This window comes from Olivibacter sp. 47 (assembly GCF_030372825.1).
Classification (GTDB): Bacteria; Bacteroidota; Bacteroidia; order Sphingobacteriales; family Sphingobacteriaceae; genus Olivibacter; species Olivibacter oleidegradans.
Genome location: NZ_JAUCNR010000001.1, coordinates 892,607 through 917,732 on the forward strand (window position 1 = coordinate 892,607; position 25,126 = coordinate 917,732).

General features: G+C 40.6%; 28 protein-coding genes and 1 pseudogene. 21 read left to right on the forward strand and 8 right to left on the reverse strand.

Translation table 11 applies throughout. From position 1 onward, the window contains the following. Positions 1 to 83: 83 nt before the first annotated feature. From QT327_RS03895 to QT327_RS03905, 3 genes are all read left to right on the forward strand, one after another. Positions 84 to 641, forward strand: a complete 558-nt coding sequence (locus QT327_RS03895; protein WP_013667901.1) for a hypothetical protein — start codon at positions 84 to 86, stop codon at positions 639 to 641. Then, on the forward strand, positions 641 to 1,087 hold the full coding sequence (locus QT327_RS03900) for a hypothetical protein (RefSeq protein WP_013667902.1): 447 nt from the start codon (positions 641 to 643) through the stop codon (positions 1,085 to 1,087). The genes QT327_RS03895 and QT327_RS03900 overlap by 1 nt, the downstream gene beginning before the upstream one ends. 97 nt (positions 1,088 to 1,184) lie before the next feature. Continuing rightward, positions 1,185 to 1,445 (forward strand): hypothetical protein, encoded by a 261-nt coding sequence (locus QT327_RS03905; protein WP_013667903.1) that lies wholly within the window; start codon positions 1,185 to 1,187, stop codon positions 1,443 to 1,445. A gap of 40 nt (positions 1,446 to 1,485) precedes the next feature. Here QT327_RS03905 and QT327_RS03910 read toward each other — a convergent pair whose 3' ends face one another. Next, on the reverse strand, positions 1,486 to 1,869 hold the full coding sequence (locus QT327_RS03910; RefSeq protein ID WP_083812330.1) for a PAS domain-containing protein: 384 nt from the start codon (positions 1,867 to 1,869) through the stop codon (positions 1,486 to 1,488). Between the two features lie 266 nt (positions 1,870 to 2,135). Between QT327_RS03910 and QT327_RS03915 the strand changes: the two genes are divergently transcribed. Further along, positions 2,136 to 2,327, forward strand: a complete 192-nt coding sequence (locus QT327_RS03915) for a cold-shock protein (RefSeq protein WP_013667904.1) — start codon at positions 2,136 to 2,138, stop codon at positions 2,325 to 2,327. Between the two features lie 185 nt (positions 2,328 to 2,512). Further along, complete coding sequence (locus tag QT327_RS03920; RefSeq protein WP_013667905.1) at positions 2,513 to 3,331, forward strand: NYN domain-containing protein; 819 nt, start codon at positions 2,513 to 2,515, stop codon at positions 3,329 to 3,331. 88 nt (positions 3,332 to 3,419) lie between these two features. Here the strand turns inward: QT327_RS03920 and QT327_RS03925 are convergent, their stop codons facing one another. Then, positions 3,420 to 4,841 (reverse strand): sulfatase, encoded by a 1,422-nt coding sequence (locus QT327_RS03925; protein ID WP_289552088.1) that lies wholly within the window; start codon positions 4,839 to 4,841, stop codon positions 3,420 to 3,422. A gap of 385 nt (positions 4,842 to 5,226) precedes the next feature. On the opposite strand from QT327_RS03925, the gene QT327_RS03930 reads away from it, so the two are divergent. Beyond that, a complete protein-coding gene (locus QT327_RS03930) occupies positions 5,227 to 5,388 on the forward strand; it encodes a hypothetical protein (protein WP_207303774.1) in 162 nt (53 codons plus the stop codon). A 248-nt stretch (positions 5,389 to 5,636) separates the two neighbouring features. Here the strand turns inward: QT327_RS03930 and QT327_RS03935 are convergent, their stop codons facing one another. The 3 genes from QT327_RS03935 to QT327_RS03945 all read right to left on the reverse strand — a co-directional run bounded on the left by QT327_RS03935 (position 5,637) and on the right by QT327_RS03945 (position 6,903). Then, on the reverse strand, positions 5,637 to 6,089 hold the full coding sequence (locus QT327_RS03935) for a carboxymuconolactone decarboxylase family protein (protein WP_289552089.1): 453 nt from the start codon (positions 6,087 to 6,089) through the stop codon (positions 5,637 to 5,639). A 236-nt stretch (positions 6,090 to 6,325) separates the two neighbouring features. Next, positions 6,326 to 6,538, reverse strand: coding sequence for a hypothetical protein (locus QT327_RS03940; RefSeq protein WP_013667907.1), 213 nt, complete (start codon positions 6,536 to 6,538; stop codon positions 6,326 to 6,328). 71 nt (positions 6,539 to 6,609) lie between these two features. After that, on the reverse strand, positions 6,610 to 6,903 hold the full coding sequence (locus QT327_RS03945; protein WP_013667908.1) for a hypothetical protein: 294 nt from the start codon (positions 6,901 to 6,903) through the stop codon (positions 6,610 to 6,612). A 348-nt stretch (positions 6,904 to 7,251) separates the two neighbouring features. Between QT327_RS03945 and QT327_RS03950 the strand changes: the two genes are divergently transcribed. Then, complete coding sequence (locus QT327_RS03950; protein WP_130856797.1) at positions 7,252 to 7,959, forward strand: hypothetical protein; 708 nt, start codon at positions 7,252 to 7,254, stop codon at positions 7,957 to 7,959. Between the two features lie 4 nt (positions 7,960 to 7,963). Next, a complete protein-coding gene (locus QT327_RS03955; RefSeq protein ID WP_289552090.1) occupies positions 7,964 to 8,452 on the forward strand; it encodes a DUF6097 family protein in 489 nt (162 codons plus the stop codon). A 21-nt stretch (positions 8,453 to 8,473) separates the two neighbouring features. On the opposite strand, the gene QT327_RS03960 is transcribed toward QT327_RS03955, so the two are convergent. After that, the gene (locus QT327_RS03960) at positions 8,474 to 9,055 is read right to left on the reverse strand and encodes an RNA polymerase sigma factor (RefSeq protein WP_013667911.1); all 582 of its coding nucleotides are present in this window, start codon (positions 9,053 to 9,055) and stop codon (positions 8,474 to 8,476) included. A 98-nt stretch (positions 9,056 to 9,153) separates the two neighbouring features. On the opposite strand from QT327_RS03960, the gene QT327_RS03965 reads away from it, so the two are divergent. The 7 genes and pseudogenes from QT327_RS03965 (at position 9,154) to QT327_RS03990 (ending at position 18,563) form a co-directional block, all read left to right on the forward strand. Further along, positions 9,154 to 10,323 carry a FecR family protein gene (locus QT327_RS03965; RefSeq protein WP_130856795.1) on the forward strand — a complete coding sequence of 390 codons (1,170 nt, stop codon included), beginning with the start codon at positions 9,154 to 9,156 and terminating at the stop codon, positions 10,321 to 10,323. Positions 10,324 to 10,531: 208 nt separating this feature from the next. Beyond that, the gene (locus QT327_RS03970; RefSeq protein WP_289552092.1) at positions 10,532 to 11,566 is read left to right on the forward strand and encodes a SusC/RagA family TonB-linked outer membrane protein; all 1,035 of its coding nucleotides are present in this window, start codon (positions 10,532 to 10,534) and stop codon (positions 11,564 to 11,566) included. A gap of 11 nt (positions 11,567 to 11,577) precedes the next feature. Further along, positions 11,578 to 14,019 (forward strand): SusC/RagA family TonB-linked outer membrane protein, encoded by a 2,442-nt coding sequence (locus QT327_RS03975; RefSeq protein ID WP_289552093.1) that lies wholly within the window; start codon positions 11,578 to 11,580, stop codon positions 14,017 to 14,019. Between the two features lie 12 nt (positions 14,020 to 14,031). Then, entirely contained in the window at positions 14,032 to 15,789 is a 1,758-nt protein-coding gene (locus tag QT327_RS03980) for a RagB/SusD family nutrient uptake outer membrane protein (protein WP_289552094.1), read from the forward strand. A gap of 25 nt (positions 15,790 to 15,814) precedes the next feature. Next, positions 15,815 to 17,053 (forward strand): glycoside hydrolase family 88 protein, encoded by a 1,239-nt coding sequence (locus QT327_RS03985; protein WP_289552096.1) that lies wholly within the window; start codon positions 15,815 to 15,817, stop codon positions 17,051 to 17,053. Between the two features lie 131 nt (positions 17,054 to 17,184). Next, positions 17,185 to 17,268 (forward strand): annotated as a pseudogene (locus tag QT327_RS28125) (alpha-L-fucosidase); the annotation flags it as partial. A gap of 11 nt (positions 17,269 to 17,279) precedes the next feature. Then, positions 17,280 to 18,563: an alpha-L-fucosidase gene (locus tag QT327_RS03990; protein ID WP_289552097.1), complete on the forward strand. Its 1,284-nt coding sequence runs from the start codon at positions 17,280 to 17,282 to the stop codon at positions 18,561 to 18,563. A 1-nt stretch (position 18,564) separates the two neighbouring features. Here QT327_RS03990 and QT327_RS03995 read toward each other — a convergent pair whose 3' ends face one another. Beyond that, the gene (locus QT327_RS03995; RefSeq protein WP_289552098.1) at positions 18,565 to 18,930 is read right to left on the reverse strand and encodes a DUF2141 domain-containing protein; all 366 of its coding nucleotides are present in this window, start codon (positions 18,928 to 18,930) and stop codon (positions 18,565 to 18,567) included. A 76-nt stretch (positions 18,931 to 19,006) separates the two neighbouring features. After that, complete coding sequence (locus QT327_RS04000) at positions 19,007 to 19,711, reverse strand: helix-turn-helix domain-containing protein (protein WP_289552099.1); 705 nt, start codon at positions 19,709 to 19,711, stop codon at positions 19,007 to 19,009. Positions 19,712 to 19,823: 112 nt separating this feature from the next. Between QT327_RS04000 and crtID the strand changes: the two genes are divergently transcribed. The 6 genes from crtID (at position 19,824) to QT327_RS04030 (ending at position 25,125) form a co-directional block, all read left to right on the forward strand. Further along, positions 19,824 to 21,323 carry a bifunctional phytoene desaturase/3,4-desaturase gene (crtID, locus tag QT327_RS04005; RefSeq protein ID WP_130856788.1) on the forward strand — a complete coding sequence of 500 codons (1,500 nt, stop codon included), beginning with the start codon at positions 19,824 to 19,826 and terminating at the stop codon, positions 21,321 to 21,323. A gap of 8 nt (positions 21,324 to 21,331) precedes the next feature. Beyond that, positions 21,332 to 22,177, forward strand: a complete 846-nt coding sequence (locus QT327_RS04010; RefSeq protein WP_130856787.1) for a phytoene/squalene synthase family protein — start codon at positions 21,332 to 21,334, stop codon at positions 22,175 to 22,177. 26 nt (positions 22,178 to 22,203) lie between these two features. Further along, entirely contained in the window at positions 22,204 to 22,689 is a 486-nt protein-coding gene (locus QT327_RS04015) for a sterol desaturase family protein (RefSeq protein ID WP_289552101.1), read from the forward strand. After that, positions 22,652 to 23,833 (forward strand): lycopene cyclase family protein, encoded by a 1,182-nt coding sequence (locus QT327_RS04020; RefSeq protein ID WP_130856785.1) that lies wholly within the window; start codon positions 22,652 to 22,654, stop codon positions 23,831 to 23,833. Before QT327_RS04015 ends, QT327_RS04020 begins: the two co-directional genes overlap by 38 nt. Positions 23,834 to 23,971: 138 nt before the next feature. Continuing rightward, the gene (locus tag QT327_RS04025) at positions 23,972 to 24,514 is read left to right on the forward strand and encodes an alcohol dehydrogenase catalytic domain-containing protein (protein WP_289552102.1); all 543 of its coding nucleotides are present in this window, start codon (positions 23,972 to 23,974) and stop codon (positions 24,512 to 24,514) included. Positions 24,515 to 24,543: 29 nt separating this feature from the next. After that, positions 24,544 to 25,125 carry an MDR/zinc-dependent alcohol dehydrogenase-like family protein gene (locus QT327_RS04030; protein WP_289552103.1) on the forward strand — a complete coding sequence of 194 codons (582 nt, stop codon included), beginning with the start codon at positions 24,544 to 24,546 and terminating at the stop codon, positions 25,123 to 25,125. Position 25,126: the final 1 nt, after the last annotated feature.

Consider the following 25,126-nt stretch of genomic DNA (forward strand, 5'->3'; position numbering starts at 1 on the left):
GTCGCTCGACACGCGAAGAAAATATCTTTTTAGGCATCTTCTTTCATTTTTAGTTTTAATTTTGCACCCGCAAAAAAACATTAATGAACTGGAAGAAAACGATCCGCATATCTTTTGTACTCTTTTTATTAATTATCCAAAGCTTATTTCTTATTGCTATTCTTTTAGAGCATCAGCGTACTACTTTCATTCCGATTTTTGTTATCTTCATTTCCATCGCGCTCACCATAACGTATCTTAGGGCACCTCTCCACCACGAAGAACATACTTATGAGCACGTTTTCGTTGCTCTCTGGATTCCTGTTGGTGCTTTATGTTCCTATTATATAAATAACATACTACATTTAGGGCCTGTCATGGCGGCGGGCATGGTAGGAACAAGTGCCTCCTTTCTTCCGAATTTAAATAAGCGTTCACATTATTTAAAACAGCTTCCGCCCGCTTTTTATTGCGGAGCCTTTATCGGGATGTCAAGTACCAAGGTGGCATCAAGTATGCTTTTCATATTAGCCGCCAGTATCTTCACGGGCATGTTGATGATTCTCTCCAAGAGCCTTTTTTCAGGTCTTGGTGGCAAGTTAGGTGTTCTCGCATTTGCCGGTGTAACCATTACATCTTTGATTTTTTTTCTTATTTTCTGATGTCTGTACTGATTTTATTCATTGTAAGCTTTGCTGCCGCAATTAGCACTTTCTATGTCAACGAGCATCTAAAGCAAGGTCCTGTCCGCTCATCAGCCTTTTTATCTTTAACTATTGCGATCTTCTTCTTTTTATTTCCCAAGCTTTTATCCCCATACCTCACGACGAATATTCCTGTGGTTTTTATCGGTTCGTCCTTTATTGGTATGGTATCCGCACGTCTTGTTTCAAATTATTTTTTGATCGGTGCTGCCGGACTTGTCTTTTGCACGGTTTATCTCAATACGAGTAGTTTTTTTAACGGATATGGGGGAGCTTTGGGGACGTCTGCGGCGATTTCGTTACTCGCAGTACTCAGTTTACCTATACTGAAAGCAAGCGGCAAGTTCACAAACGGCTTTCATCTTTTACGTAAAATCGTTTTTAATAGAAAACTACGAAAATGACCTTGTTTCCATTAACCATCGAAAATGTCAATTACGTACACGATTTTGAAAACAATTAAGAAAAAATTCGCGAAAAAATTATTTTTGCGTCTGCTTTATGGAAGATACGATTTTACCTGACGAGACATATTTTTATAAAAGCCAACCCCTAAGGGTAACTTTCAAGAACATAGACTACGAGGTTAGAATACTAAATAAAGACATCAAGAAGACCGATACATCGGTCAAAATCTTATTAGATGGTATCGTGCAAACCTTAGAGAGGTCAGCATCACAATGGTATTTTAGCGGATCAGATGATGATCCTGCTTTCGCGCAAGCTATCTGGCATTCCATTTCGCTACGATACCGGTTATAATCAATTGCTAAAAGTCGAACTTTCGCCCTTTAAACAATCATTACAATTCTGTTCTTCCTGAAAAATCAGATGGAATCCGAGTTGAAATCGTAATCCTCAGTCCTTGTTGCTTTGGCATTATTTTTAGACAAACGCTGGAACCGGATATATTTAGCGTTGTATAAACTACATGTTCCATTCGCTTCAATATGGCCATATTAATTGTCTGATAATGATAGGCGGGTAGTTTTTCGCACAATACATCCCACAAGCTACTTCCTTCCAGATTTACATCGGAATATCCCAATAATTCGGCAGCTTTTTTATCTACCTTTACAATTTGATGCTCGCTGTCCACTTCTAAGTGGCCTACATCCGGCGATACTGTTCGGAGCATAACCTCGTGGAACCGGTCCGGTAATGAGGGAGCAGATGTCCTCTTCATACTTTCTGATCTAAACTATCTATGAAACAATTAAGGGGTATAATTTGTTTGCAATGTTTGATGCTTAATAAGGCCAACATATTTTTAACAAGTTCGTTACGTAGGCCATACGGCAACGATCATCCTTGAATAGACAACAAATATTAAACCACGTATTGTAACAGGCTCCGAACACAGCGAAACTAAAATCAAAAAAACTTGTATATCAATAAATTATACGTATCTTTATAGCAATTAATATATTTTTTTATTTTATCTATTACACCATGCAAAAAGGCATAGTAAAATTCTTCAATGAAACCAAAGGATTCGGTTTTATTACTCCACAAGATGGCGGACGCGAAATTTTTGTTCACAGCTCCGGATTGAAAGACCGTATTCGTGAAAATGATGATGTTTCATTTGAAGTACAACAAGGCCAAAAAGGTCCAAATGCAGTAAATGTTAAGTTGATTTAATACAACTCCATGATATTGTCTTTAAACCGCATCAATGCAAATTGATGCGGTTTTATTTTTGATAATTGCTATTCGGTAAACAATGAATAACTCGCGTATCGTTACAGGATCGATAGTACCCCTTAAAAAAGTTTATTGATATCTTTGCAATAAAGTATTTAATATGGATCATACAAGATGATGCAATGGGTATAAAAAAAGAAAATGCAGATTTGAATATTGCCGTTCTTATTGATGCAGATAACGTTTCAAGTACTAAGATAGAAGGTATTTTAGATGAGGTAAAGCGGCATGGCACTCCTTCTATCAAACGAATCTATGGCGACTGGACTAGCACCTATGTTGCCGGGTGGAAAGAACCATTACTTACTCATGCCATCACACCCATACAGCAGTACAGTTATACCACGGGGAAAAACGCAACCGATTCTGCACTTATAATAGATGCAATGGATATACTCCATACCCAAAAAGTGGATGGTTTTTGCATTGTCTCCAGCGATAGCGATTTTACAAGACTTGCCATTCGACTCAGAGAGTCGGGAAAGCTTGTATTAGGCATAGGTCAAAAGAAAACACCTAAACCATTTATTGCTGCTTGCGATAAATTCATTTATATTGAGATTCTATATAATAGCCGCGAGTCTACAGGCAGTGGAACACAAGCGCTAAATAAAGAAAAGGAACCTACCGAGCGGGAATCTCTTCGGAGTGCGGACGCAGAAAGCATCAGCCATAATTTTCTTAAATTAATAAAGAACACGATTGATGACGTTGCCGATGAAAGCGGATGGGCATCACTCGCTGAACTTGGTGCCTTGCTGAACAAAAGGAAACCCGATTTTGATCCTCGTATATACGGGTTTAGCAAACTGACACCCTTCTTTAAATCACTTAGTCGACATTTCGAAATCGAAGAAAAGAATGTCGAAAATTCTAAAATCAAACACGTATATATCAAGAATCGGGAACTTCTAAAGCCAAGTCGTAAAAAAGCAAAATAATGACGATGATTAACTCTTCGACAAATAGTGATTATTCAAGCCTATATTAATTCGCTACGCCAAAACTTAAGCACACAGATATTAGAGATTACTCACCGGGAGGGAATCGCTTTTTTAGCGCTATAATCAGCTCCCGCTTTATTTTCTCATAAGCGGGATCATCTGTCAAATTATAGAACTCGTTGGCGTCCGTTTCATGATCATAAAGCTCGGCTCCTGCTTTACCGGCATCCCATTCGGTATATCGCCATCGCTCCGTACGAACGCTTCGTCCGACTACTCCATTTGGCCTTTTTACCTGAGTATAAGCGGCCTTGGACCATCGGGCTTTCGGATTATGAAGGAGTGGCACTAAACTTTCCCCCTCCAAGTCTTTCGGAGCGGGGATATCGGCTAATTCGGCGAGCGTAGGATAAATATCGAGTAGTTCCACTGTACGATCGGAACGTTTGCCGCCACTAATCCTTGGCACGCGAAAGATCAATGGCACGCGCGCGGATGTCTCAAAAAGGCTCTGTTTCATCCACTGCCCGTGATGCCCGACATTGTAACCGTGATCACTCCAGAAGACTATAATGGTGTTTTTTGTAAGATCCAATTCGTCCAGCGCATTTAGTACTCTGCCCAGCTGTGCATCCATAAAAGAGATAGAAGCGTAATAAGCCCGAAGTGCTTCTCTTTGCTTTTCCTCACTCAATCCCCAATGCGCGGATTTTGTAAACAAAGCATCCTCCGGTATATCATCTAAATCATTCGGCAATTGCTTCGGCAACGGAACCGTCTGGAGTGGATATAGATCAAAATATTTTTTAGGTGCTACATAAGGTGTATGCGGTCTAAAAAAACCAACAGCTAAGAAGAATGGTTTTCTTTTGCTTTTGCTTTGCATCAACAATTTGATTGCTTCAGTTGCGATTAGTCCGTCCGTCTGCTCCTCATCCGTACCTTGGGCATTGAAATAAGACAGGGCAGACCCCAAGGGCCGGTCCGGCGTCAAATTTATAACTGCTGATTCTTCCGCTTTATCACGTCCCTTCGGATTGATACGTATGTCCCATGAAATTGAGTCGTCCAAACCGTTCGTACCGATCTGGGAGGGTACACCATAGTGATAAATTTTTCCGACTCGCGCAGTGAAGTAACCGCTATTTTTAAAAAGTTGTGGCAGGGTTATGACATTCGGTAAAGTCTCACGGAAGTGGGTTTTAAGTTCGTATACCTTGGTTACGTCCGGTGTATGACCGGTTAGTAGTGAACTTCGACTGGGGCTACAAAGTGGGTATTGATTGTAAGCCTTGTTGAATTGGATTCCTTCAAGCGCTAGGCGATCGATGTTGGGCGTCTTCACATACGTTTGTCCATAGGTTCCTTCATGATTGTTCAGATCGTCGACAGCGATGAATAAAATATTTGGTTGTTCTTTTTCTTGCCTCGCAATTCCGGATGAATTGCAGAAAATAACCAAAAGAAACAGGAATAAAACAGATCTGAAGTCTACGAAATAGCGCATAATGATTGAATTTAGTTACAACGCAGGCTTGCAACGCCAATTGAAAAGCCTTTATTTTAGTAATGATTAACGCGCATCCCACAAGTCGGTACGCACGCTCTTGTCATTCGTTTTTTTTACAATAATAAAAAAATACTACTAATCTTATAGTCTTTATAAAAATATTTTTTTCAAATAACCTCGCAAGCACTTACGGTTCCGTTAATCTTTCAAAAGAGAAGAAGTACAAAAGTATAGGTCAATTTATCCCTTTACGTCAACTTCAAATCAAATCACAATGCCTTTGGTTCAGGCATTAGGAGTAATTGCAAAATAAAAAAATATGAAAAAAACGATTAACAAACCAAGCGTTAACATTCATGAGTTTAACACCAACACTTAAAGTATGGCACAGACAAATCCTCCTGTAAAGGCAGCGAATGATCCCTCTATTTTTAAGGAAATACGGGGGTTCTTAAAAGAATTGAACGCGGGTGATGGCAAACCAATTGAGCAGTTAGGTGCGGAAGAAGCGCGTCAGGTATTGTTGGCGCGCAGAAATCGGTAGAAGTAGATTATTCAGGTATTACAGAAACCGAAAGGGAAATTTACACGTTATAATGGACTGATTCACGACTACGGCTTACTAAATCCGATAGCTCATGTACCTGCAATTAAAACGGCTATACTTCAGGCGGCGGTCATAATTAAAAAAACATTGGTCGATTAATTGCTTCATTTCCTACTTTCTACGATACAATAAAGGTTGCCCTTCCTTCCGGGCAACCTTTTTAGAAACCGCGTCTAAAAAACCGCTTATCCAAATTGACCTACTTTATAGTCACCAGGCACCGTATGAAAAGCAATATTAAGTCGATTCCATACATTGATTGCGCCAACGGTTAAAGTTAAGTCCACAAGCTCCTCATCAGAAAAATGGGCCTTTGCTTCTTGGTAGATGTTATCAGGCACATCGCAATGATTGACCGCTTCTGCCCAAGCCAAAGCAGCCCTTTCGCGTGCAGAAAAATAAGATGTTTCTCGCCATGCACTTAAACCATACAGACGCTGCTCTGTTTCGCCTGCGGCTCGAAGTTCCTTGGAATGCATATCCAAGCAATAGGCACATTTATTTATCTGTGATATTCTAAAATGTACCAATTCTTGAAGATTTTTTTCAATTGACGATTTTTTCAAATAGGCACCAACACCGAATAAAGCCTTTAATGCATTCTGTCCTTTAGTCTGAAAATTAATTCTCTGTTCCATGATATATTTTGTTTTTATACCCCTATGACAATTGAGTATTCGCGATTGGACATATTATTTGTTTTTTTTTTAACAAATCAATACAAATTTGAAATTCAACAACTTCGTTAGTTATTTATGTTTCTCAGAACAATGAGCTATAGGATCTGTTATTAAATAGACGAGTGTTTTTCGTCTCGTTTTAGTAGCATAGTTGTAAAATCCCTCATCGCCTGTTGAGGGATTTTTTAGTAGGCTTAGCTTATCTGTTTTTCTATCTCTTTGGCAATCTTTTCCAAAAGCTTTACTTCAATATCCGCATTGGTTGTAATAGCAATAATGCCATCCCCACTGTCCTTGAATAGTACTTCACTATTATCGACATCGGTTGTGAAAGACAGCTCCGAACTGTTAAGTGCGGGTTTTATCAGATAGACCTTGCCGGCCACCGTAATATCAAAGGAATCCATGGGTAAATAGTTTACTATAAAACATAGAGACCATTTTAATTGTTTCACCTGTAGTTTTCGATGGGTGCTATTTAGTTAACTACCTTATAACCATTAAATTCATCACAATTAAAAAGTAGCAGGTCATCCAGCAAAATAATCTCTTCTTCTCCCAAGGCAGCAAATTGATTACTGTTAATTGCCTCCAAGTCCCACTTTTTTGGCGTCAATAGGCAATAATTCCCAGTTGAGTGCATTGAAGAAACCAATACAGTATACCCTTTGACAATAAGTTCATCGATCAATTTTCTATCTAGATTAACTTCCATTTCAATAGACTTGATGAGAAAACAAGTGATACCACTTAACTCGTGTGCAAAATGCATCAGACATTTTCATAATTTAAATATTACTTTCCCATCCTACATACTTCTGAGAAAGCTATTGGTTTTGCTGTATAACAAACGATTACAAAAGAAAGTTTGCTATATATATAGTGAGTCAATATAAAAACAGCTTCCACATTGGAAATGCAAGCATCGCTCACAAAATAGTGCGAAAGAAAAAATACGACCATTTGTCATGCCACTTGTCAGTGACAAGAAATTATAAAACAATGCTAGCTAAGCCCTGTCTCCCAAAAATTTACAACAACATTAGTACGGAAAGAACACCATTAAATGAACCATGGCTTAATTTTTGACAACAGCCTTACCTATTACAAATTTTCACACATGATTTTTATTTACTCCATTAACGAAAAACAACTTATCCAAAAAAACATTCAGGGAAAGCTCAAGAACGCGCAAGTTGAAGAGTCCTTCGTATTGGCAATTAGCCAACATTATATCTCTTGGTTGGGACCTTGGTTCCCAGCGAGTGTTAAGAAAAGTCGGCTTTATACGATTCAAGGAAAGGAAATTCTAAAAGCAGATTGGAGTGACCTTATAAAAAAGGAGGCTGAAGTACTAAAGGAGGCTGTCCCTTTTCAAATTGGCTTCTTCAGAAATACAATCATTTTCTTAATCGCTATTGCTGTCCTATCGGTTGTAATGCCAAAGATAAATGCAAAAAAATCAGCGGAAGCTGCCACTCGGAAAGAAACGTTGTACAATCGTTTAAGGCAGTTAAAACAGGGAGATATTTTACGTGTATCTTTTATTAATACCGCAGATGAGCAAAGTATAAATGGAATCGGATTGGTTAAGGTCATGAAGATTGAAGGTGATTCCATCTTTATTGTCAGAAGTAACACCCTAGTAGAAGATAATATGGATAATAGGCAAAGTGAACTATCAATCGGGAATTTCGGAGCTAGCCAAGAGCGCGTTATTAAACATCTAATGGAAGAAATTGTACAAGAAGATGTGCTTATTGCTTACCCAAAAGACATGCAAAGAGCTAACTATACTATAGGACGGGTTATTAAATTTGAGAATTGAGATTATGGGTTTTTTACATAGTTTAGGAAGTTCGCTACAGCACGTGGCGCACCTCAAAGAACAATTACTTTATTGTCATCAATGGATTGATCAACATCAAATTCCGGTAAAAAAAATTGAAGATAATTTAGATGAACAATTGGTTGAGCTGGAAAAATGGAGTCATACGAATAGCTATTCAGCCGTTCTGAAAAAAGGCAAGCTGTGGAAATCAATCACGGTATCCATAGCCCTGTTGATAGGTCTCGTTATCGGGGGAATATACTTGACAAACCTTCTCTTTCCTGAGTATTTTATTCAAAAGCAGGTATTTAGTTGGATGTTTAGTCATATACTACCAGTGACCATTATACTAGCAATTGTTCTTCTTTTTCTCCTAGTAAGTGTTCAAATAGGAAATAGCTATATGAGAAGCACTCGGGGTGGTGGCAAAGCTTATCAGCAAGCATGGAATGAATTCCGTCAACATTTAAAAAATTCCCACACTTCATAACGAATAAATGAACAAGCTGTATTAAGATACCAACAAAAACAAGCAGATAATACTTAATTCTTTTAAATGCATTCTTAAATGTTTCAAAGCATAGGTGAGTTGATTTTCTACCGTTCTTTTTGAAATTCCGAGCTGTTGGGCAATCTCCTCATTAGACAACTGGTCAAATCGGCTCATCGAAAAGATCTCCTGACATCGAGCGGGTAGTGCCGATAAGTAATATTGAACAAGTTGCATCGATTCGTCTTGTACTAGCCTTTCTTCTCCCCTGTTAGTTGTATCATCTTTCAACTTTCGTTCTAAATCGTCCTCATATTCCATTAAATTTTTTCGAAGCTGGGACAAATTCCGGAAGATAATGTATTTGGTAGCTCTCGTTACGTACGCTTCAAATGATTGGATCATCAACGCGTCTCTTCGTAACCAAAGCGAAGTAAACACATCGTGTACTACATTTGCAGCTAATTCTTTATCGCGCAGATAGCTATAAGAAGTCGTATAGATTTTTGACCAATATCGATCGTACAAAAAACTAAATGCTCGTTGATCGCTTCGCTTTACCGCGAGCCATAATTCAAGGTCGGTTAGTTTGCTGCTTGACATAATTGGTTTCTGCAAATAAAACACATTCTCAAAAAAAATAAAATTTTTATGTGTGTGTCTTTAATTTTTTGTCACTACCATAATAACCAGTTAATCTTATGAATCGAGAAGATTTTATTGCACTCTATAAAAAATATACCAAAGGACTGTGTAGCGCCGAGGAAAAGCAACGTTTACGAGAGTATTGGCAGGAGTTTCGGCTAGACGATAAGCCATGGGATGAAAAGTTCGGTATTGAGAACGACATAAAAGAATCCATTTTCGAACGTATTAAAGAAACCACCGCACTTTCATCTTCAGGAAACACGCGAACAGTTAAGAAATTGTGGTACTATGCGGCAGCCGCCATTGTCGGTGTTTTACTAATCGGTTCTTATATCCATCTTTTAAAACCAATGAAACAATCAACGCGGCATATAGCGAAAGCAAGTGAATCTCCTATAGTTCCTGGAAAAAATAAGGCAACTCTGACACTTGCCGACGGTAGCACCATTCAATTAGACGACACCCAAAACGGTACAATAGCCAACGAGGAAGCCTTAATTACAAAAGACGAAGGGCGTGTAGTATATAAAGCAAAGGACCAAAAGACAAAGCAAGATGCAAATATAATTAACACACTTCATGTCCCAAAAGGTGGTGAATATCAATTGGAATTAGCAGATGGTACGAAGGTGTGGCTTAATGCTGGTTCAACGCTCAGTTTTCCCAGTTCATTCGCCAATCTGAAAGAAAGAGTTATCACACTAGCGGGCGAGGCCTATTTCGAAGTTGCTAAACGGACTCAACAGCCTTTCGTTGTCCGAAGTGAGGGCAGCACCGTGCAAGTGCTGGGCACCAGTTTCAATATTAAAGCGTACCCAGAAGAGTCCCTTGTCCAAACTACCTTGCTATCTGGGAGTGTAGTGGTGAAAGAACCTACATCAGCAAACACTAAACAACTATATCCAAACCAGCAAGCAGTCGTCCAAAAGAATCGCGGAAATATGCAGGTACGTACAGTAAATCCAGCAGATATTATTTCTTGGAAAAACGGCTACTTTATATTTGATAATCAAAGTATCCAACAAATTATGCCCGTAATTGAACGTTGGTATGATGTGGAAGTAAGCTATCAACAAACTGACAACACCGATCGTTACGGAGGGACCTTTTCTCGCAATGCCAACCTACAAGATATTCTCCGTGATTTGACGACACTCGGCAACATTCGGTTTAAACTTCAGGGAAGAAAGCTTATTGTGATGGATAACAACGAGTACAAATAATGAAATAAGGCAACGTTACCAAATAAAGAAAGGAGAAAAAAGAAACCGGAAATGTTGGCGCATTTCCGGCTCAGTAGCACAGGCTACAGTTAGGTAAATAAATTCATTGCTTCTAAACAATTTTAAACCCAACAATCAAATGTATAAAAATTTTATCGAAACGTCATTCGGTATGATACCGTATTGTTTCCGTCACATCTTGTTAAAAATGAAACTGACCGCATTGCTAGTTGTACTAACCATGTTGCAGGTGCATGCATCCAGCTTTGCACAGAAAATCACCCTTAAGGCTAAAAATGCAACACTAAAAGAGATCGTCGCAAAGATCAGGCAACAGGCAGATTACGATTTTCTCTATAATAATCGTGTTGCACAAGAGTTGCAACCTATTACGGTAGATATGCGAAACAAAGATATCAGAGAAGTACTCGACGCCTGTTTTGCTAATCAGTCCTTAGACTATAACATCCGCGGTAAGACAATCCTATTGCAAAGAAAAGTATCCGTTATATCACAACAAGAAGAATTACTGACGGGAATTGTAGTAGACGAACAGGACAAACCCTTAGCAGGTGTCACGATAAAAAACAAAAGCAGTGGCGAAACAATTACAACCGATGACGAAGGCCATTTCCAATGCAAGATTAATCTCCGTACAGGAATTCTTTTAGTGCAATTTTTAGGATACGAAGCTCAGGAGATCAACCTAAATGGCCAAGCTACGCTAACAATCTCCATGAAACCACTGATTAACGATCTGAACGAAGTGGTGATAGTGGGCTATGGAACGCAAAAAAAGGAGAATGTCATTGGGTCTGTTGCTACGATTAATGCGTCATCTATAGAGAACCGTTCTACTTCCACTTTATCTTCTTCTTTGGCGGGCCTTGCAGCAGGGGTCAATGTGCAAGCGAGCACCGGAAAACCCGGAGCGGATGGGTCCAACATTTTAGTACGTGGAACAGGAACCTTAAACGGCACTTCCCCTTTAGTGGTTATCGATGGTATTGTAGGTTCTATGGATGCCGTCAACCCAAATGATGTGGAGGCAATTTCCGTTTTGAAGGATGCAGCGAGCGCAGCTATTTATGGATCGCTAGGTTCAAATGGTGTTATTTTGATTACAACTAAGAAGGGCACAAAGGGAAAAACAAGCGTATCCTATACCGGCATGACTTCCTTGCTTAGGCCTAACAATGTGCCCGAATTTGTCACTGACTACACCAGCATATGCGACTGGTAAATGAAGGTTTTATGAATCTTGGACAAGCTGCTATATATACGGACGCAACAATCGATAAATGGGAGACAGCGGCGAAAGATCCGAATGGTTTAACCGAACACGGTATTCCCAATTATGTCGCTTATCCTAATACAAATTGGGGAAAAGAACTTTTCGGAGAACGGAAGTTATTGCAAAATCATAACCTTGCTTTGAACGGTGGAACAGAAAACACGCAATATCTTTTCTCCGTTGGTTATTTTGATAATCCCGGAACAATGCCCTTAACCAGCGCCGACAATATTCGGCTGCGCGTTAACCTCCAAGCTAAAGTAGCCAAATTTCTGACGGTGGGCACCCAAACTTTCGGTGACATCCAGAATACCAGTGTCGTTGACGTTGCAACGGCATATTCTTACTTAACGCAAACGGTTCCAGGTGTATACCCTAGCTACCGCGGTGTTTATGGATTCCCTGCCGCAGCCGAGGAGTCGGCAACGGCCAACAATGCATTAGCCTTCTTAAACAGCCAAGGGGGAAAAAACCAGGTGAACCGCATTAATAGCACAATCTTTGCAAAATTGGACTTGGTAAAAGGCTTAACATTTGAAACAAAAGTTCACTACGACAATTCGTATACAGAGAATAACACCCACCCTATCCCCTATGAGAAATGGAATTTTGCAACCAATCAGCTAAGTACAGCTGCACAAACTCCAGCACAAATGACAACCCGATATTCTTTGTACAAAAGCTATAATGTGATAATCGATAACGTTTTACGTTACAACAACACCCTTGGAAAACACGACTTTGGTGCGATATTGGGGTACAACGAACAATATTATAACCAATATAATTTTGATGCTGCTAAATTAGGCTTGATACATCCTGATTTAACGACATTAAATTCAGGCACAACCATGACTGGCATTAACGGAGATGAAACAGATTATGGTTTGCGATCGGTATTCGGTCGTCTCAATTATGCTTTTAACCAGCGCTATCTTGGAGAAGTAGTCATACGCTATGACGGCTCGTCGCGCTTTGGAGCCGCGCGTCGCTGGGGCTTGTTCCCTGCATTTTCTGCTGGTTGGCGGATTTCCGAAGAGCGCTTTATGTCGTCTATTAAATCCTTTATCGATGATCTTCGCATTCGCGCCTCTTGGGGCCGAACCGGCAATAATGCTTCCGGCAATTATGACCATTTGCCGACATATGGTACCGTTCCCTATTCTTTTAACAATCAAGCGGTACGAGGCTTGGCGCAGACGAAACTTGGTAACGATTTACTCCATTGGGAAACAACCACGACAACCAATCTTGGCATCTCCGGTATCACGTGGAAAGGGAAGCTTAATTTCGAAGTTGATTTTTACCGGGGGTATACGGACGGAATCCTCTTCGTTCCAAATATTCCCGCAACTACCGGCACTGCGGCAGCAGCGACAATGAATATTGCTGAGGTAAGCAAAAAGGGGGTCGAATTGAGCTTGGGATATCAGGGAAAAGCTAACGATTTCCAATATTCAATTTCCGGCAATTTTGCATACAACACCAATCGGGTTGAAAAATACAAAGGACGCTTGCAGGAGGGCTTCATAACTGATGCCACGGGAAACCGTGTTTATCAATCCAACATTGGCCAGGTTTCAAATGGAAGCAACACACGAATTTTGGAGGGGCATGCTATTAACGAGTTTTACCTGTACAATATCTATCAAGGTACGGGTGACCATTTTTTGGCCGACGGTTCTGTCAACATAAACGGTGGACCGCATGATGGCATGATCCGCACACCGGAGGACATGGAATGGTTAAAGCAGATGGTTGCGGCCGGTTACAGCTTCCAGCCGGCAGATGGTATTGATCTTACTAAGATCTGGTATGGCGATTTGATCTATGCGGATTTAAATGGTGATGGTATATATGGCAATGTCTACGATCAACAGTTTATGAACAAACGTGCCACACCCGCTTACAATTTCGGTTTAAGCGTTAACATGGCTTATAAAGGATTCGACTTTTCTATGATTTGGTCGGCGGCCACGGGAATGTCTTATTATTGGAATACGATTTATTTAAACCAATCGATCGTAGCACAAGGTAAATCAGTTCCACTTTTAGTGGCTGACAATCATTACTATTACAACGAAACAAATCCCAATGATCCGGCTAACAATATCCAAGGACATTATCCGCGCCTAAAGGGAGTCACCGATGCACAAAACGGCCGAACCAGTAATTTCTATTTCTATGATGCATCCTTTGTCAAACTTAGAAATTTACAGATCGGTTATACCATACCGAGTAATTTTGCTAACCGATTTTCCATCTCCAAGCTTCGGGTTTACTTAGCTGGCGAGAATTTGTTAACGTTCACCAAATTTCCGGGTTTGGATCCTGAAGTTGGGCCCGACTCAAATTACCCCACCATGCGTCAATATTCATTAGGCATAAATCTAACCTTTTAAACTCAGATGATCATGAAAAAAATATTCGCGATATTAATGATTAGCGCTCTTTGTAGTTGCAAAAAAGACCTATTGGATACTTCCCCCTATTCTTCTGTTTCCAGCACCACGATGTGGACTACGGATAACCTAACCGATTTAGGTGTCGCCGGCGTCTATAATGCGTTACGATTAAAAATGGGGCATAGCGGACTCGTTTCGCCCTATGAACTGTATCAGATGGACAGATTCTCATTTACAGGACAAGGACGTTGGGATGAGCCCTTGTTAACAGGTACGATTACTGCCGGCGATCCTTTGTTCTTAAATATCTGGCAGATGATGTATGAAGGCATCCAACGGGCCAATGATGGCATAAAGAACATTCCGCAGAAGTCACCATCTAGTACGGAAAAGAAGGCAAGGTATATTGCTGAATGTAAATTTTTGAGGGCCTACTTCTATTTCCGATTAAATCAAGTATATAAGGGGGTGCCTATCTATTTGGAACCTTTCACGGCAACAGAAGCGGTTAAGCCAAGAAATACCGAAGAAGAGGTATGGGATCAGGTTTTAGCTGATCTTAGCGACTGTATTAATGAACCACAGCTACCGGAACGATACGCTACCGGAGATGGAAACTATGGACACGTCACCAAGGCAGCGGCCTACGCCTTGCGTGGAAAGATTTATCTATACAAGACCGATTGGGCATTGGCCGCTGCAGATTTCCAAAAGGTGAAGGATGCCGGACATACTTTATTCGCTGACTACAAAGCTCTGTTTAAGGAAGCCAATGAACAGTCGTCAGAGATGATATTTTCAATTCAAAATCGTAGTGAATTTGGTTACGGAAACAATTTCCAGCTATTCTGCGGATGGCCCTCCGCTTACACTCGCGGTTGGAACTATTATATGCCCTCTCCGCATCTCGTGGATCTTTATGAAAATATGGATGGATCGAAATTCAGCTGGGACGCGGTTATTCCCGGCTACACAAAACTTTCCGTTAATGAAAGGGAGGTGTTTTTCTTACGCGATAAACTAACCGAAAGTGAAAAAGCCGCTGCTGCATTACGTGGTGCAAAAATGGAGCTTTATCTACCACAGGGTAACGAAGAACGCATTAAGGCAGCCTATGATAACCGTGATCCCCGTTTGCAGGCGAATATAGTTACTCCTTATGCAACCTTCCGCGGTGCCTATAATTTTACTAATGTGGAAAGTATACAACATATGCGTTGGCCCTTTAGGGCGCAAGCGCCAATCGATGGTGATATTCAAAGCGACACACAGATCAATTTCTTTTACTTTTATAGAAAGTTTGTAGCCGAAGGGGTTACTGAACTAGTAGACCGGAATTTTGGGCCGATCGATTTTCCTATTCTGCGGTACGCAGATGTGCTATTGATGTGGGCCGAGGCCCTCAACGAACAAGGGCTGCTATCAGAGGCAGTCGAAAAAGTGAATGAAGTACGGGCGCGGGCGGGTGTTGCCTTGTTAAATTCAAATACAGCCACTACCGTGACAGGACAAGAAGACTTGCGCGAGCGTATTCGCAATGAACGAAGAGTGGAATTTCCTAATGAAGGTATTAACTATTTCGATGAATTACGATGGGCTACTTGGAAAGAAAAGGTTTTCCAGGTCGGAAATGGTCGAAAGCAGATTTGGGGTGCCAATGTCAGCGATTATAGCTATAAAGGTGATCATCTGTATACCTGGCCCATACCATCAAATGAAATCCAAATGAATCCCAACTTGAAACAGAACCCAGGTTGGATTGATTAAATCAGCATGCCGTAAATTATTAAAGATGAAAAAGTTTTTATTCCCATACACCTTATTATTGACTTTGCTACTGGTTTCATTTAACCATGACAGGCAAGATATTGTCCAACGAAGTTTCGATCGGGCAGCGCGACAATACACCCTCCTGTTATCCGCTGCAACCGATCTAAATCGCTATCCACGATCGACCGATGCCAACGGAAAAACTAGCTATACTGATATCCATGATTGGACCGGTGGTTTCTGGCCAGGGTGTCTGTGGTATCTATATGAGTATACCAAAGACAATAAGTGGAAAGCAGCCGCTCAAAAATGGACCCATTCATTAGAAGCAAATCAATACAATACAGATCATCATGACATCGGATTTATGATGAATTCTAGCTATGGCAATGCATACCGGCTAACCGGCGACACGTGCTATAAGAAAATACTGATTCAAAGTGCCAAATCGCTTGTTAGTCGCTACAATTCAAAAGTCGGTGCCATCCAATCGTGGAACAGTTTTAGTTCGTGGGATGGCCAATCGGTTTATCAATTTCCGGTAATTATTGATAATATGATGAACCTGGAGCTGCTTTTTCTGGCATCACAGCTTTCAGGCGATAGCTCTTTCAGAACCATCGCCATAAAACATGCTGAAACAACGCTCAAAAACCACTATCGTCCAGATTATAGTTCTTATCACGTGGTCAACTATGATCCTTTAACGGGAGTGGTACTGAGTAGAGAAACGGCTCAGGGTTATGCCGACAATTCGGCTTGGTCAAGAGGACAAGCTTGGGGACTTTATGGTTTTACGGTTATGTATCGGGAAACTAAAGACACGAAATTTCTCCATTCCGCCATCAAAATGGCGGAATATTATATCAATCATCAACACTTGCCCAGTGACCTTATTCCCTATTGGGATTTCCATGTCGGACAAGCAGGTTATCAGCCAAACTGGGATTATGATGCCTCCAAGTTTAAAGAAATTCCAAGGGATGCATCAGCGGCTGCAATTACCAGCTCGGCACTGCTTGAGCTCAGTACTTATGTAGAAGAAAAGCATAAACGCTTATTTTACAGCACTGCAAAGAAAATTCTGCAATCATTGAGTACGGACAGGTATATGGCTCAAGCCGGCACAAATGGCTATTTTCTGCTAAAACATAGCGTAGGCAGTATTCCTCATGGAGGTGAGATTGATGTACCCTTAGTATATGCCGACTATTATTTTCTGGAAGCACTTTTACGCATCCAAAAGAATTCACACACTTAACTTATTCACTTATTCAAACCATGACGATCCGATTCTACTTGCTTATCAGTTTATTTTCTGTTATAACCTCTGTTGCCACGCAGACAGCCATTGCGCAGTCTGAACAGACAATGAAGGAACGTTGGCGAGAAATGAATAGAAGTAAGGCCACTGCTTTGGAGGAATTCCAAGACCTAAAATTCGGGCTGTTCATTCACTGGGGGTTGTACGCCATTCCCGGTGGAATTTGGGAAGGAAAAAAATGGAAGAAATGGGAAGTCCCAGCGTTGCAGAGTGGATTCAGCTTGTCGCGAAGATTTCACGAAAACAATACGCCAAATTGGCGGACGAATTTAACCCAAGTACCTTTGATGCCAATGCTATTGCTAAAATGGCCAAGGACGCCGGGATGAAATACATCGTCATCACCGCAAAGCATCATGACGGCTTTGCGTTGTTCAAATCGAAAGCAAGTCCTTTCAATGTTGTTGACGCCTCTCCATTTAATCGCGATATTATAGCAGAGTTCAACCAGGCCTGTCGAAAATTCGGTTTACGTTTCGGCGTTTACTATTCTCATAACATTGATTGGGCCGATGGTGCTGATGCGCAGTATAAAGAAACCAAAACGATGAATGATAGAGAGGGAAAACGAACCGACGCTTTTGGTGCTAACCTATGGGATCCCAGTCCAAATAGTTTTCAGTCATACCTAGACAACAAATCGGTACCCCAAGTCAAAGAATTACTTTACCAATTTAAAGACATACGTTACATCTGGTTTGATATGCCGGGTTTAATGAAACCCGAACAAAGTTTCCGATTCTATAAAACAGTTTATGATATTAATCCCAAGATTGTTATTTCAGAACGCATAGGTAATCAGATGGGCGATTATGCTATTCCGGGTGATAATAAGATCCCCACAGAAAAGGACCAATACGCTATTCCTTGGGAAACTGTCGGAACCTTCAATAATTCATGGGGTTATAAGTCCTATGATCAGGATTGGAAAAGTAAAGAGGAGCTACTTTATTGGTTGCTGGAAATAGTTAGCAAAGGTGGGAATTATATGCTCAACATCGGCCCACGTGCCGATGGTTCCGTACCCGAAATGGTCATTAACAATCTGCAATCGATTGGCAAATGGCTTCAGGTGAATCAAGAAGCCATTTATGGCACAAGACCATGGCGTATAAACCATGAAGGCCCTGCGGAATATAAAATTACCGATACAGAACAGCGGGAGAAAGAAGGTTTCACACTACAGATCAGCCCGACCGATTTTTGGTTTACACAAAAAAACGGTTCGGTATATGCCATAGCACTCAAAACGTCCTCTCATTCGAACATCTTAATTAAAGCCTTTTCAAAAGAAATCAGGACTATACAAAAGGTAGAAATTCTCGGTTTCGGCAAAGTAGCATTCGCACAAAAAATTGACGGCTTGGAAGTAACTTTACCTTTATCAATTATCAATTTGCCAAACGGCTATACACTAAAGGTAAGTTTTAAACGCGAGCCTGAATAGCTTAAAAAGAAATCAACTTTATAACAAGCTTGTTATTATCGGGTTTTAGCACAAAGGACGCTTCATCGAAACGAGGTGCCTTAAATAAGGGCATCTTTCTCGCCGAAAAACCAAAGGGTTCTTTGGGGATACCTAAGAAATTTGTATCCATTCGACCGTTACCATTTTTGTCAAAAAAAATAGCGAGCGCATATTTACCTATCGGTAGTTCTTCAAAGAAAAAAGATAGCGTGTCGGCGTGATTGCTCTCAACAATCTTACTGGCGTAACATTCCTTTTCATTTAAAAAAGACTGTTGATTTCTATAAAGAGCCGCGTATAAAACTCCTTTATTATTTTTTAGATTGCAAACATCGACCCGAAGCACACTTTTTTGCTGCGCACGTAGCCCTATATAACAAAAAACAAACGTAAATAAGCAAAATAATAGACGATGACAGGAACTAAACATCATTTTCATTTTTTGGATCTGAATATTGAGGGTTATCCGATTCAAACATCGAAATCAATTCATCAAAAGAGCTCTTTTTATCCAACGAATAAATCGGGCGATGTCGTTGATCCAATTTTTGCAGTAACGATAGTAATACGAGATGCTCCTTTTCCGACAACGGCGACATAATGAGATCAGTAACTTTATTAATGCGTTGCAAAGCCAAATAAAAAGCTTGCTTTCCCAGCGTCGTGGCAGACAGAACTTTCGCTCTTTTGTCTGTTTCGGAAGGTGTTTGTTCTACTAATTGTTTCTTTAACAAGCGGCGTATAACCTCGATTCCTGTCGGTTTAAGTTGAAGGTGAGTTTCAATTAATTTAGATGGAGAATAATTGCCTTTGAAAACCAAGCTCAACATAAAGGCAAACTCGTCGTAAGTATCGAAAGCAGTCCCGTCTAGCGCTTGCCGAATGTAGTTCATTTTATGCCTACCTACAGCTGTAATCAAATGAGATGCATTATAATGGGCCTTACCGCCGCGATCTTTCCCATGCCAATTTATTCGCATAAACAAACTTTCATCCGCAGCATCATTGAAATCGCGCTTATTAATTAACCAAGTTGCAAAAGAATGAATATTGTCGGGAGATCTATTCATCTCCTGTTCGTATTGCCTAAGTTCGGACAACAGCTGTATCACTAAATTGTAATCCATGTCAGTAATTAACCACAAATGTATCAAAATAAACAACAAAGATTTTAGTATGTTTTAAAACTTATTTACTGATTTTTTTGTATTATTACATACAAATTAGTTATTCATCCTTATGACGCATAAAAAGCCATCCATATCCATTATAGGAGCGGGTATTTCGGGAATGGTAGCCAGCTGCTATCTACAAAAAAAAGGTTACCAAGTGACAGTATATGAAAAAAATTTAGAGCCTGGCGGTCGCGTCAGAAATTTTACGAATAAAGGTTTTACGTTCGATATGGGGCCAAGTTGGTACTGGATGCCGGAAGTATTCGAGCAGTTCTTCTCAGACTTTGGAAAAAAGATTAGTAATTACTATGAACTGATTCGTTTAGAACCTTCCTATAGTGTGTATTTCAATGATGGCAAATTCGAAGTGCCATCATCCATTGAAGGTTTAGGTGAAAAATTTGAAAAACTGGAACCAGGTAGTGCTGGAAGATTACGCTATTATATAAAAGATGCCAGAGAGAAGTACGAAATAGGAATGCATCGATTTGCGTTAAAACCCGCTTTACGTTTTGACGAATTCTTAAGTAAGGATATTTACACACTTTTGCGACGATTACAACCGCTTCGCAATATGGAGCAGCATGTGAACCGATATTTCGAGCACCCAAAAATCAGGCGAATAATGCAATTTCCAGTTATTTTTTTAGGTGCTATGCCTGAAAAAATTCCGGCGATGTATAGTCTTATGAACTATGCCGACATTGTTCTTGGAACGTGGTATCCTAGAGGAGGTATGTCCCGAATCGTCAGCGCTATTTATGCGCTCGCCCTCGAGCTGGGTGTCACGTTTCGTTTTAATGTCGATATCGACCACATTGAAGTTTCATTAGGAAAAGCAAACTATCTAAACAGTTATGACGAACGTTTATCTACCGATTTAGTGATAGGCGCCGGCGATTATCATCACATCGAGCAGCTTCTTCCCGTAAATTATCAACAATATAGTGAACAGTATTGGGAAAGCCGATCGATGGCTCCTTCCTGTCTGTTATACTATATAGGCATTAATAAGCGACTCGACTTAAATCATCACAATCTGTTTTTCGACACTGATTTTGAGAATCACGCTTCTTCTCTGTATAAAAATCCATCGTGGCCGGAAAAACCTTTATTTTACGCGTGCGCTCCATCTGTAAGTGACCCGAGCGTAGCCCCTTCAGGTTGCGAAAATCTATTTTTGTTGGTGCCGATAGCAGCTGGTTTAAAAGGAGATGACCCTTCTCTTAGGGCGAAATATTTCAAACACCTAATGAGCCGTTTAGAGCACCACCTTAAAACGGATATCACCGATCACGTAATTTATTATAAGGATTACAGTATTCAAGAGTTTATAACAGACTATCATGCATATTTAGGGAATGCCTATGGTTTAGCGAATACACTCAAGCAAACAGCCTTTGGCAAGCCTCGTTTAAGGAGCAAAAAGGTAGAAAATCTCTTTTACTGTGGTCAACTGACCGTCCCAGGTCCCGGGCTTCCACCGTCCATACTATCTGGCAAAATGGTGGCTGAGCAAGCAGATCAGTATTTGGCAAAACAAAAAGGAGTAATTATTAGCTAGCGAAATCTATGAATACAATTGACCTCTTTAATTCGACCAGTTATCTTTGCAGCAAAACGATCACGGTTAATTACAGTAGCTCCTTCTCGTCGGCAATCAAACTTTTTCATCCAGAATTACATGCGCCGATTCATGGAATTTACGGTTTTGTCCGCTTAGCCGATGAAATTGTTGATACCTTTCATAATTATCCCAAGGCCATATTGTTAGCGCAGTTCAAAAAGGACACTTTCGACGCAATAGATCAAAAAATAAGTTTGAATCCAATTTTACAGAGTTTTCAGCTCACTGTAAATCAATACAATATCGGGCATGAACTAATCGAAGCATTTTTTGACAGCATGCACTCCGATTTGGAAAAAAAAGATTGGACCACAAAGGAGGAGCTTAGCCGCTATATTTATGGATCGGCCGAAGTAGTTGGTTTGATGTGTCTTCAGGTGTTCTGTGATGGCAATTATGAGCAAGCAAAAATGCTTGCACCAGCCGCCACTTCACTTGGTGCGGCATTCCAAAAAGTCAATTTCCTGCGCGACTTAGCAGACGACTTAAAGAATTTAGAAAGAAGTTATTTTCCCCAGATTGATTTACATTGCCTTTCCCGGTCGGAGAAGGAGTTAATAGAGATGGACATCTCGAAGGATTTTGAAAGGGCTTACGCGGGCATTCTCCAATTGCCGGCAAAGGCTCGCTTTGGGGTATTGGTAGCTTATAAATATTACTTCTGCCTCTTTCAGAAAATTAAGGGGATCACGCCTGAACAATTGCTATCAAGCCGAGTAAGTGTTCCTCCAATAAAAAAAATGCTTCTTCTACTACAAATCAAAGTTGGTAATCGCCTTGGATTTCAATAGAATTTTAACTAGTTTAAACAATGGATATGTTATTATATATCGGGTTGACTATACTTGTTTTTGTGCTCATGGAACCGATTACTTGGGCAACTCACCGCTACGTAATGCATGGTTTTTTATGGTCGCTTCATCGCGATCATCACGAGCCTAATCACAGTAAACTGGAAAAAAATGATTGGTTTGCCTTTATTTTTTCCATTCCAAGTATGCTATGCTTTTATTTTGGCCATATGCGAGAAAATCCATGGTATTATTGCCTAGGTACAGGCATATTGCTTTATGGTATAGCTTACTTTTTTGTTCATGATATCATTATCCATCAGCGTGTAAAATGGTTTACCAGATCAAAAAATCGCTACATCAGGCAACTCCGCTGGGCACATAAAATGCACCATAAACATCTTGGTCCGGAGAACGGGGAGTCGTTTGGATTTTTATACGTTGAAAAAAAATACCGAGCAAAAATAAAACGTGATGACGATCTCAACAACAACAGCGCCCAGCGACAATAACTTCGATTACATTATTATCGGTGCGGGCCTAGCTGGATTAAGTCTAGCTGTGAGCCTACTAAAGAATAAAATAACGGGTCGTAAGCGTATCTTACTCTTGGAAAAAAGTCAGCAGCAATATCAGGGGCGTACCTGGTGCTTTTGGGAAAATGGTGCTGATTGGTGGGATAGCTTAGTTAGTAAAACGTGGTCCATTGCTACCTTTTACGAGGGTACACGTCAGTTAGCAAAAGAATTAGCACCTATGAAATACAAAATGGTGCATTCAGATGACTATCGGCGTTACGTTTTCAATATACTTCGTAAACAGCAAAACATCCATCTACTATCTCGCGATGTAGTCGATTGCAAAGACCTCGGTACAACAGTCGCTGTTCATACGGAGGAGGGACTATTTTTTGCGCCCCTTGTATTCGATAGTCGTTTCCAGTTGGCTGAATTAGAGAGACACAAAGGGCACATACTTTATCAACAGTTTATAGGCTGGTTTATAAAAAGTGAAGAGCCGATTTTCGATCCGCAAAAAGCGTGTTTAATGGACTTTAGGGCGACACAAGATACACATGTATCTTTTTGCTATGTATTACCCAAGACAGCACATGAGGCGCTTGTTGAGTTTACCATATTCAGTAAACAAATTTATTCCGATCAATACCTCCAAGCATTACTAACCACATATATTGACGAACATATTGACACTTTTAGTTTTAATGTATTAGGCAAAGAGACCGGCGTCATTCCGATGACCGATTATGCGTTTGGGAGTCCGTCAAATCGCATCATTCCAATTGGCACAGCGGGTGGTTGCAGCAAGCCATCTTCAGGCTATACCTTCACTTTTGTGCAACAACATGTCAAACACATCGTTCAACAACTCGCACAAGACCGATTGCCACTTCCCTTCCATAAGCTTCAGGCTAAACGTTTTCTTTTTTATGACCGCGTTATGTTACGAATCCTTAAAGAATTTCCAGAAAAAGGCGCCTCATTATTTTTTAGTATGTTTCATCGAAATAACGCTAACAGCATGTTCAAATTTTTAGCGAACCAAAGCACACTTTGGCAAGAAATTAATATTTTCCGCAAACTGCCAGTTTTATTTTTTTTAAGAATGGCTTGGCGAGAGATCGTTCGCGATAAGTAAGCAATTAATCTGTATATAAATGATCCACCGTATTTATACGATTACGTAAAAATACGGTTTCGTCAATCAAGGAAAACTTCATCTGCATTCTCCTGTTAAGTGCTGTAGCTAGTGATGTTTATATTTAACACCGAATTTATGTTAGCAATGAACTACCGAGGACCGTTTAGAGTCCGGACTGATGAAAAACCATATCCAAAAATCCTACATCCAGAGGACGCTATTGTTCGAGTTACTCGCTCCTGCATATGCGGTTCTGATCTACACTTGTATCATGGACTGGTACCCGATACACGCGTCGGCAGCACTTTTGGCCACGAGTTTATCGGCATTGTAGAAGAAGTGGGATCGCAAGTAACCGAAATTCAGGTTGGCGATCATGTGCTTGTACCCTTCAATATAGCTTGCGGTAAATGTGCCTTTTGTAAACAGGAATTATATGGCAATTGTCATGAATCAAACCCTGAAGCAACTGCTGTTGGCGGTATCTTCGGTTATTCGCATACAGCAGGTGGTTACGATGGTGGACAAGCGGAGTACGTCCGTGTCCCTTACGCTAATGTCGGACCGACCCGCATACCTCCCGAGATGGATCCGGACGATGCGGTATTATTAGCCGATGTGGTGCCTACCGCCTATCAGGCAGCCGAGATGGGAGGCATCAAAAGGGTGATACAGTAGTTATTTTTGGAGCCGGGCCAATAGGTATTATGACGGCAAAATGCGCCTGGCTATTCGGTGCCGGCCGTGTTATCGTTATTGACCACTTGGAATATCGACTGGAATTCGTTAAAAATTACGCACAATGCGAGGCTTATAATTTTCGCTCGATGGAAGACCCGGTTCTCTTCATTAAAAAAACAACCGATTGGTTTGGTGCTGACGTGTGTATTGATGCTGTTGGTGGTGACGCTGCCGGTAATGCCATGCAAACCATCACTGGAAGAAAATTGCTCTTGCAAGCAGGTTCGGCTACGGCACTTCATTGGGCAATCAATTCGGTTAAAAAAGGAGGCATTGTATCCATTGTAGGCGTATACGGACCTACCGACAATCTGATCCCCATCGGCAACGTAGTAAACAAAGGCATCACCATTCGCGCTAACCAAGCGTCCGTAAAACGCGTATTACCTAAGCTTATAGATCATGTTATGGCAGGGCGGTTAAATCCCAAAGGCATTATCACACATCGGCTACCATTGGAAGAGGTATCCGACGCTTATCGTATGTTTTCATCTAAGTTAGACAATTGCATAAAACCTGTACTCATACCACCCAAAGCAAAAATATAAT

Coding starts and splice junctions, on each gene's coding strand:
- QT327_RS03920 (WP_013667905.1), top strand. CDS start 2,513: ATGGGTATAAAAAAAGAAAATGCAGATTTGAATATTGCCGTTCTTATT.
- QT327_RS03900 (WP_013667902.1), top strand. CDS start 641: ATGTCTGTACTGATTTTATTCATTGTAAGCTTTGCTGCCGCAATTAGC.
- QT327_RS03895 (WP_013667901.1), top strand. CDS start 84: ATGAACTGGAAGAAAACGATCCGCATATCTTTTGTACTCTTTTTATTA.
- QT327_RS03965 (WP_130856795.1), top strand. CDS start 9,154: ATGAATCGAGAAGATTTTATTGCACTCTATAAAAAATATACCAAAGGA.
- QT327_RS04025 (WP_289552102.1), top strand. CDS start 23,972: ATGTTAGCAATGAACTACCGAGGACCGTTTAGAGTCCGGACTGATGAA.
- QT327_RS04015 (WP_289552101.1), top strand. CDS start 22,204: ATGTTATTATATATCGGGTTGACTATACTTGTTTTTGTGCTCATGGAA.
- QT327_RS03925 (WP_289552088.1), bottom strand. CDS start 4,841: ATGCGCTATTTCGTAGACTTCAGATCTGTTTTATTCCTGTTTCTTTTG.
- crtID (WP_130856788.1), top strand. CDS start 19,824: ATGACGCATAAAAAGCCATCCATATCCATTATAGGAGCGGGTATTTCG.
- QT327_RS03960 (WP_013667911.1), bottom strand. CDS start 9,055: ATGTCAAGCAGCAAACTAACCGACCTTGAATTATGGCTCGCGGTAAAG.
- QT327_RS03950 (WP_130856797.1), top strand. CDS start 7,252: ATGATTTTTATTTACTCCATTAACGAAAAACAACTTATCCAAAAAAAC.
- QT327_RS04030 (WP_289552103.1), top strand. CDS start 24,544: ATGACGGCAAAATGCGCCTGGCTATTCGGTGCCGGCCGTGTTATCGTT.
- QT327_RS03910 (WP_083812330.1), bottom strand. CDS start 1,869: ATGAAGAGGACATCTGCTCCCTCATTACCGGACCGGTTCCACGAGGTT.
- QT327_RS03975 (WP_289552093.1), top strand. CDS start 11,578: ATGAATCTTGGACAAGCTGCTATATATACGGACGCAACAATCGATAAA.
- QT327_RS03955 (WP_289552090.1), top strand. CDS start 7,964: ATGGGTTTTTTACATAGTTTAGGAAGTTCGCTACAGCACGTGGCGCAC.
- QT327_RS03970 (WP_289552092.1), top strand. CDS start 10,532: ATGAAACTGACCGCATTGCTAGTTGTACTAACCATGTTGCAGGTGCAT.
- QT327_RS03915 (WP_013667904.1), top strand. CDS start 2,136: ATGCAAAAAGGCATAGTAAAATTCTTCAATGAAACCAAAGGATTCGGT.
- QT327_RS03940 (WP_013667907.1), bottom strand. CDS start 6,538: ATGGATTCCTTTGATATTACGGTGGCCGGCAAGGTCTATCTGATAAAA.
- QT327_RS03980 (WP_289552094.1), top strand. CDS start 14,032: ATGAAAAAAATATTCGCGATATTAATGATTAGCGCTCTTTGTAGTTGC.
- QT327_RS04000 (WP_289552099.1), bottom strand. CDS start 19,711: ATGGATTACAATTTAGTGATACAGCTGTTGTCCGAACTTAGGCAATAC.
- QT327_RS03935 (WP_289552089.1), bottom strand. CDS start 6,089: ATGGAACAGAGAATTAATTTTCAGACTAAAGGACAGAATGCATTAAAG.
- QT327_RS04020 (WP_130856785.1), top strand. CDS start 22,652: ATGACGATCTCAACAACAACAGCGCCCAGCGACAATAACTTCGATTAC.
- QT327_RS03945 (WP_013667908.1), bottom strand. CDS start 6,903: ATGCATTTTGCACACGAGTTAAGTGGTATCACTTGTTTTCTCATCAAG.
- QT327_RS03905 (WP_013667903.1), top strand. CDS start 1,185: ATGGAAGATACGATTTTACCTGACGAGACATATTTTTATAAAAGCCAA.
- QT327_RS03985 (WP_289552096.1), top strand. CDS start 15,815: ATGAAAAAGTTTTTATTCCCATACACCTTATTATTGACTTTGCTACTG.
- QT327_RS03930 (WP_207303774.1), top strand. CDS start 5,227: ATGGCACAGACAAATCCTCCTGTAAAGGCAGCGAATGATCCCTCTATT.
- QT327_RS04010 (WP_130856787.1), top strand. CDS start 21,332: ATGAATACAATTGACCTCTTTAATTCGACCAGTTATCTTTGCAGCAAA.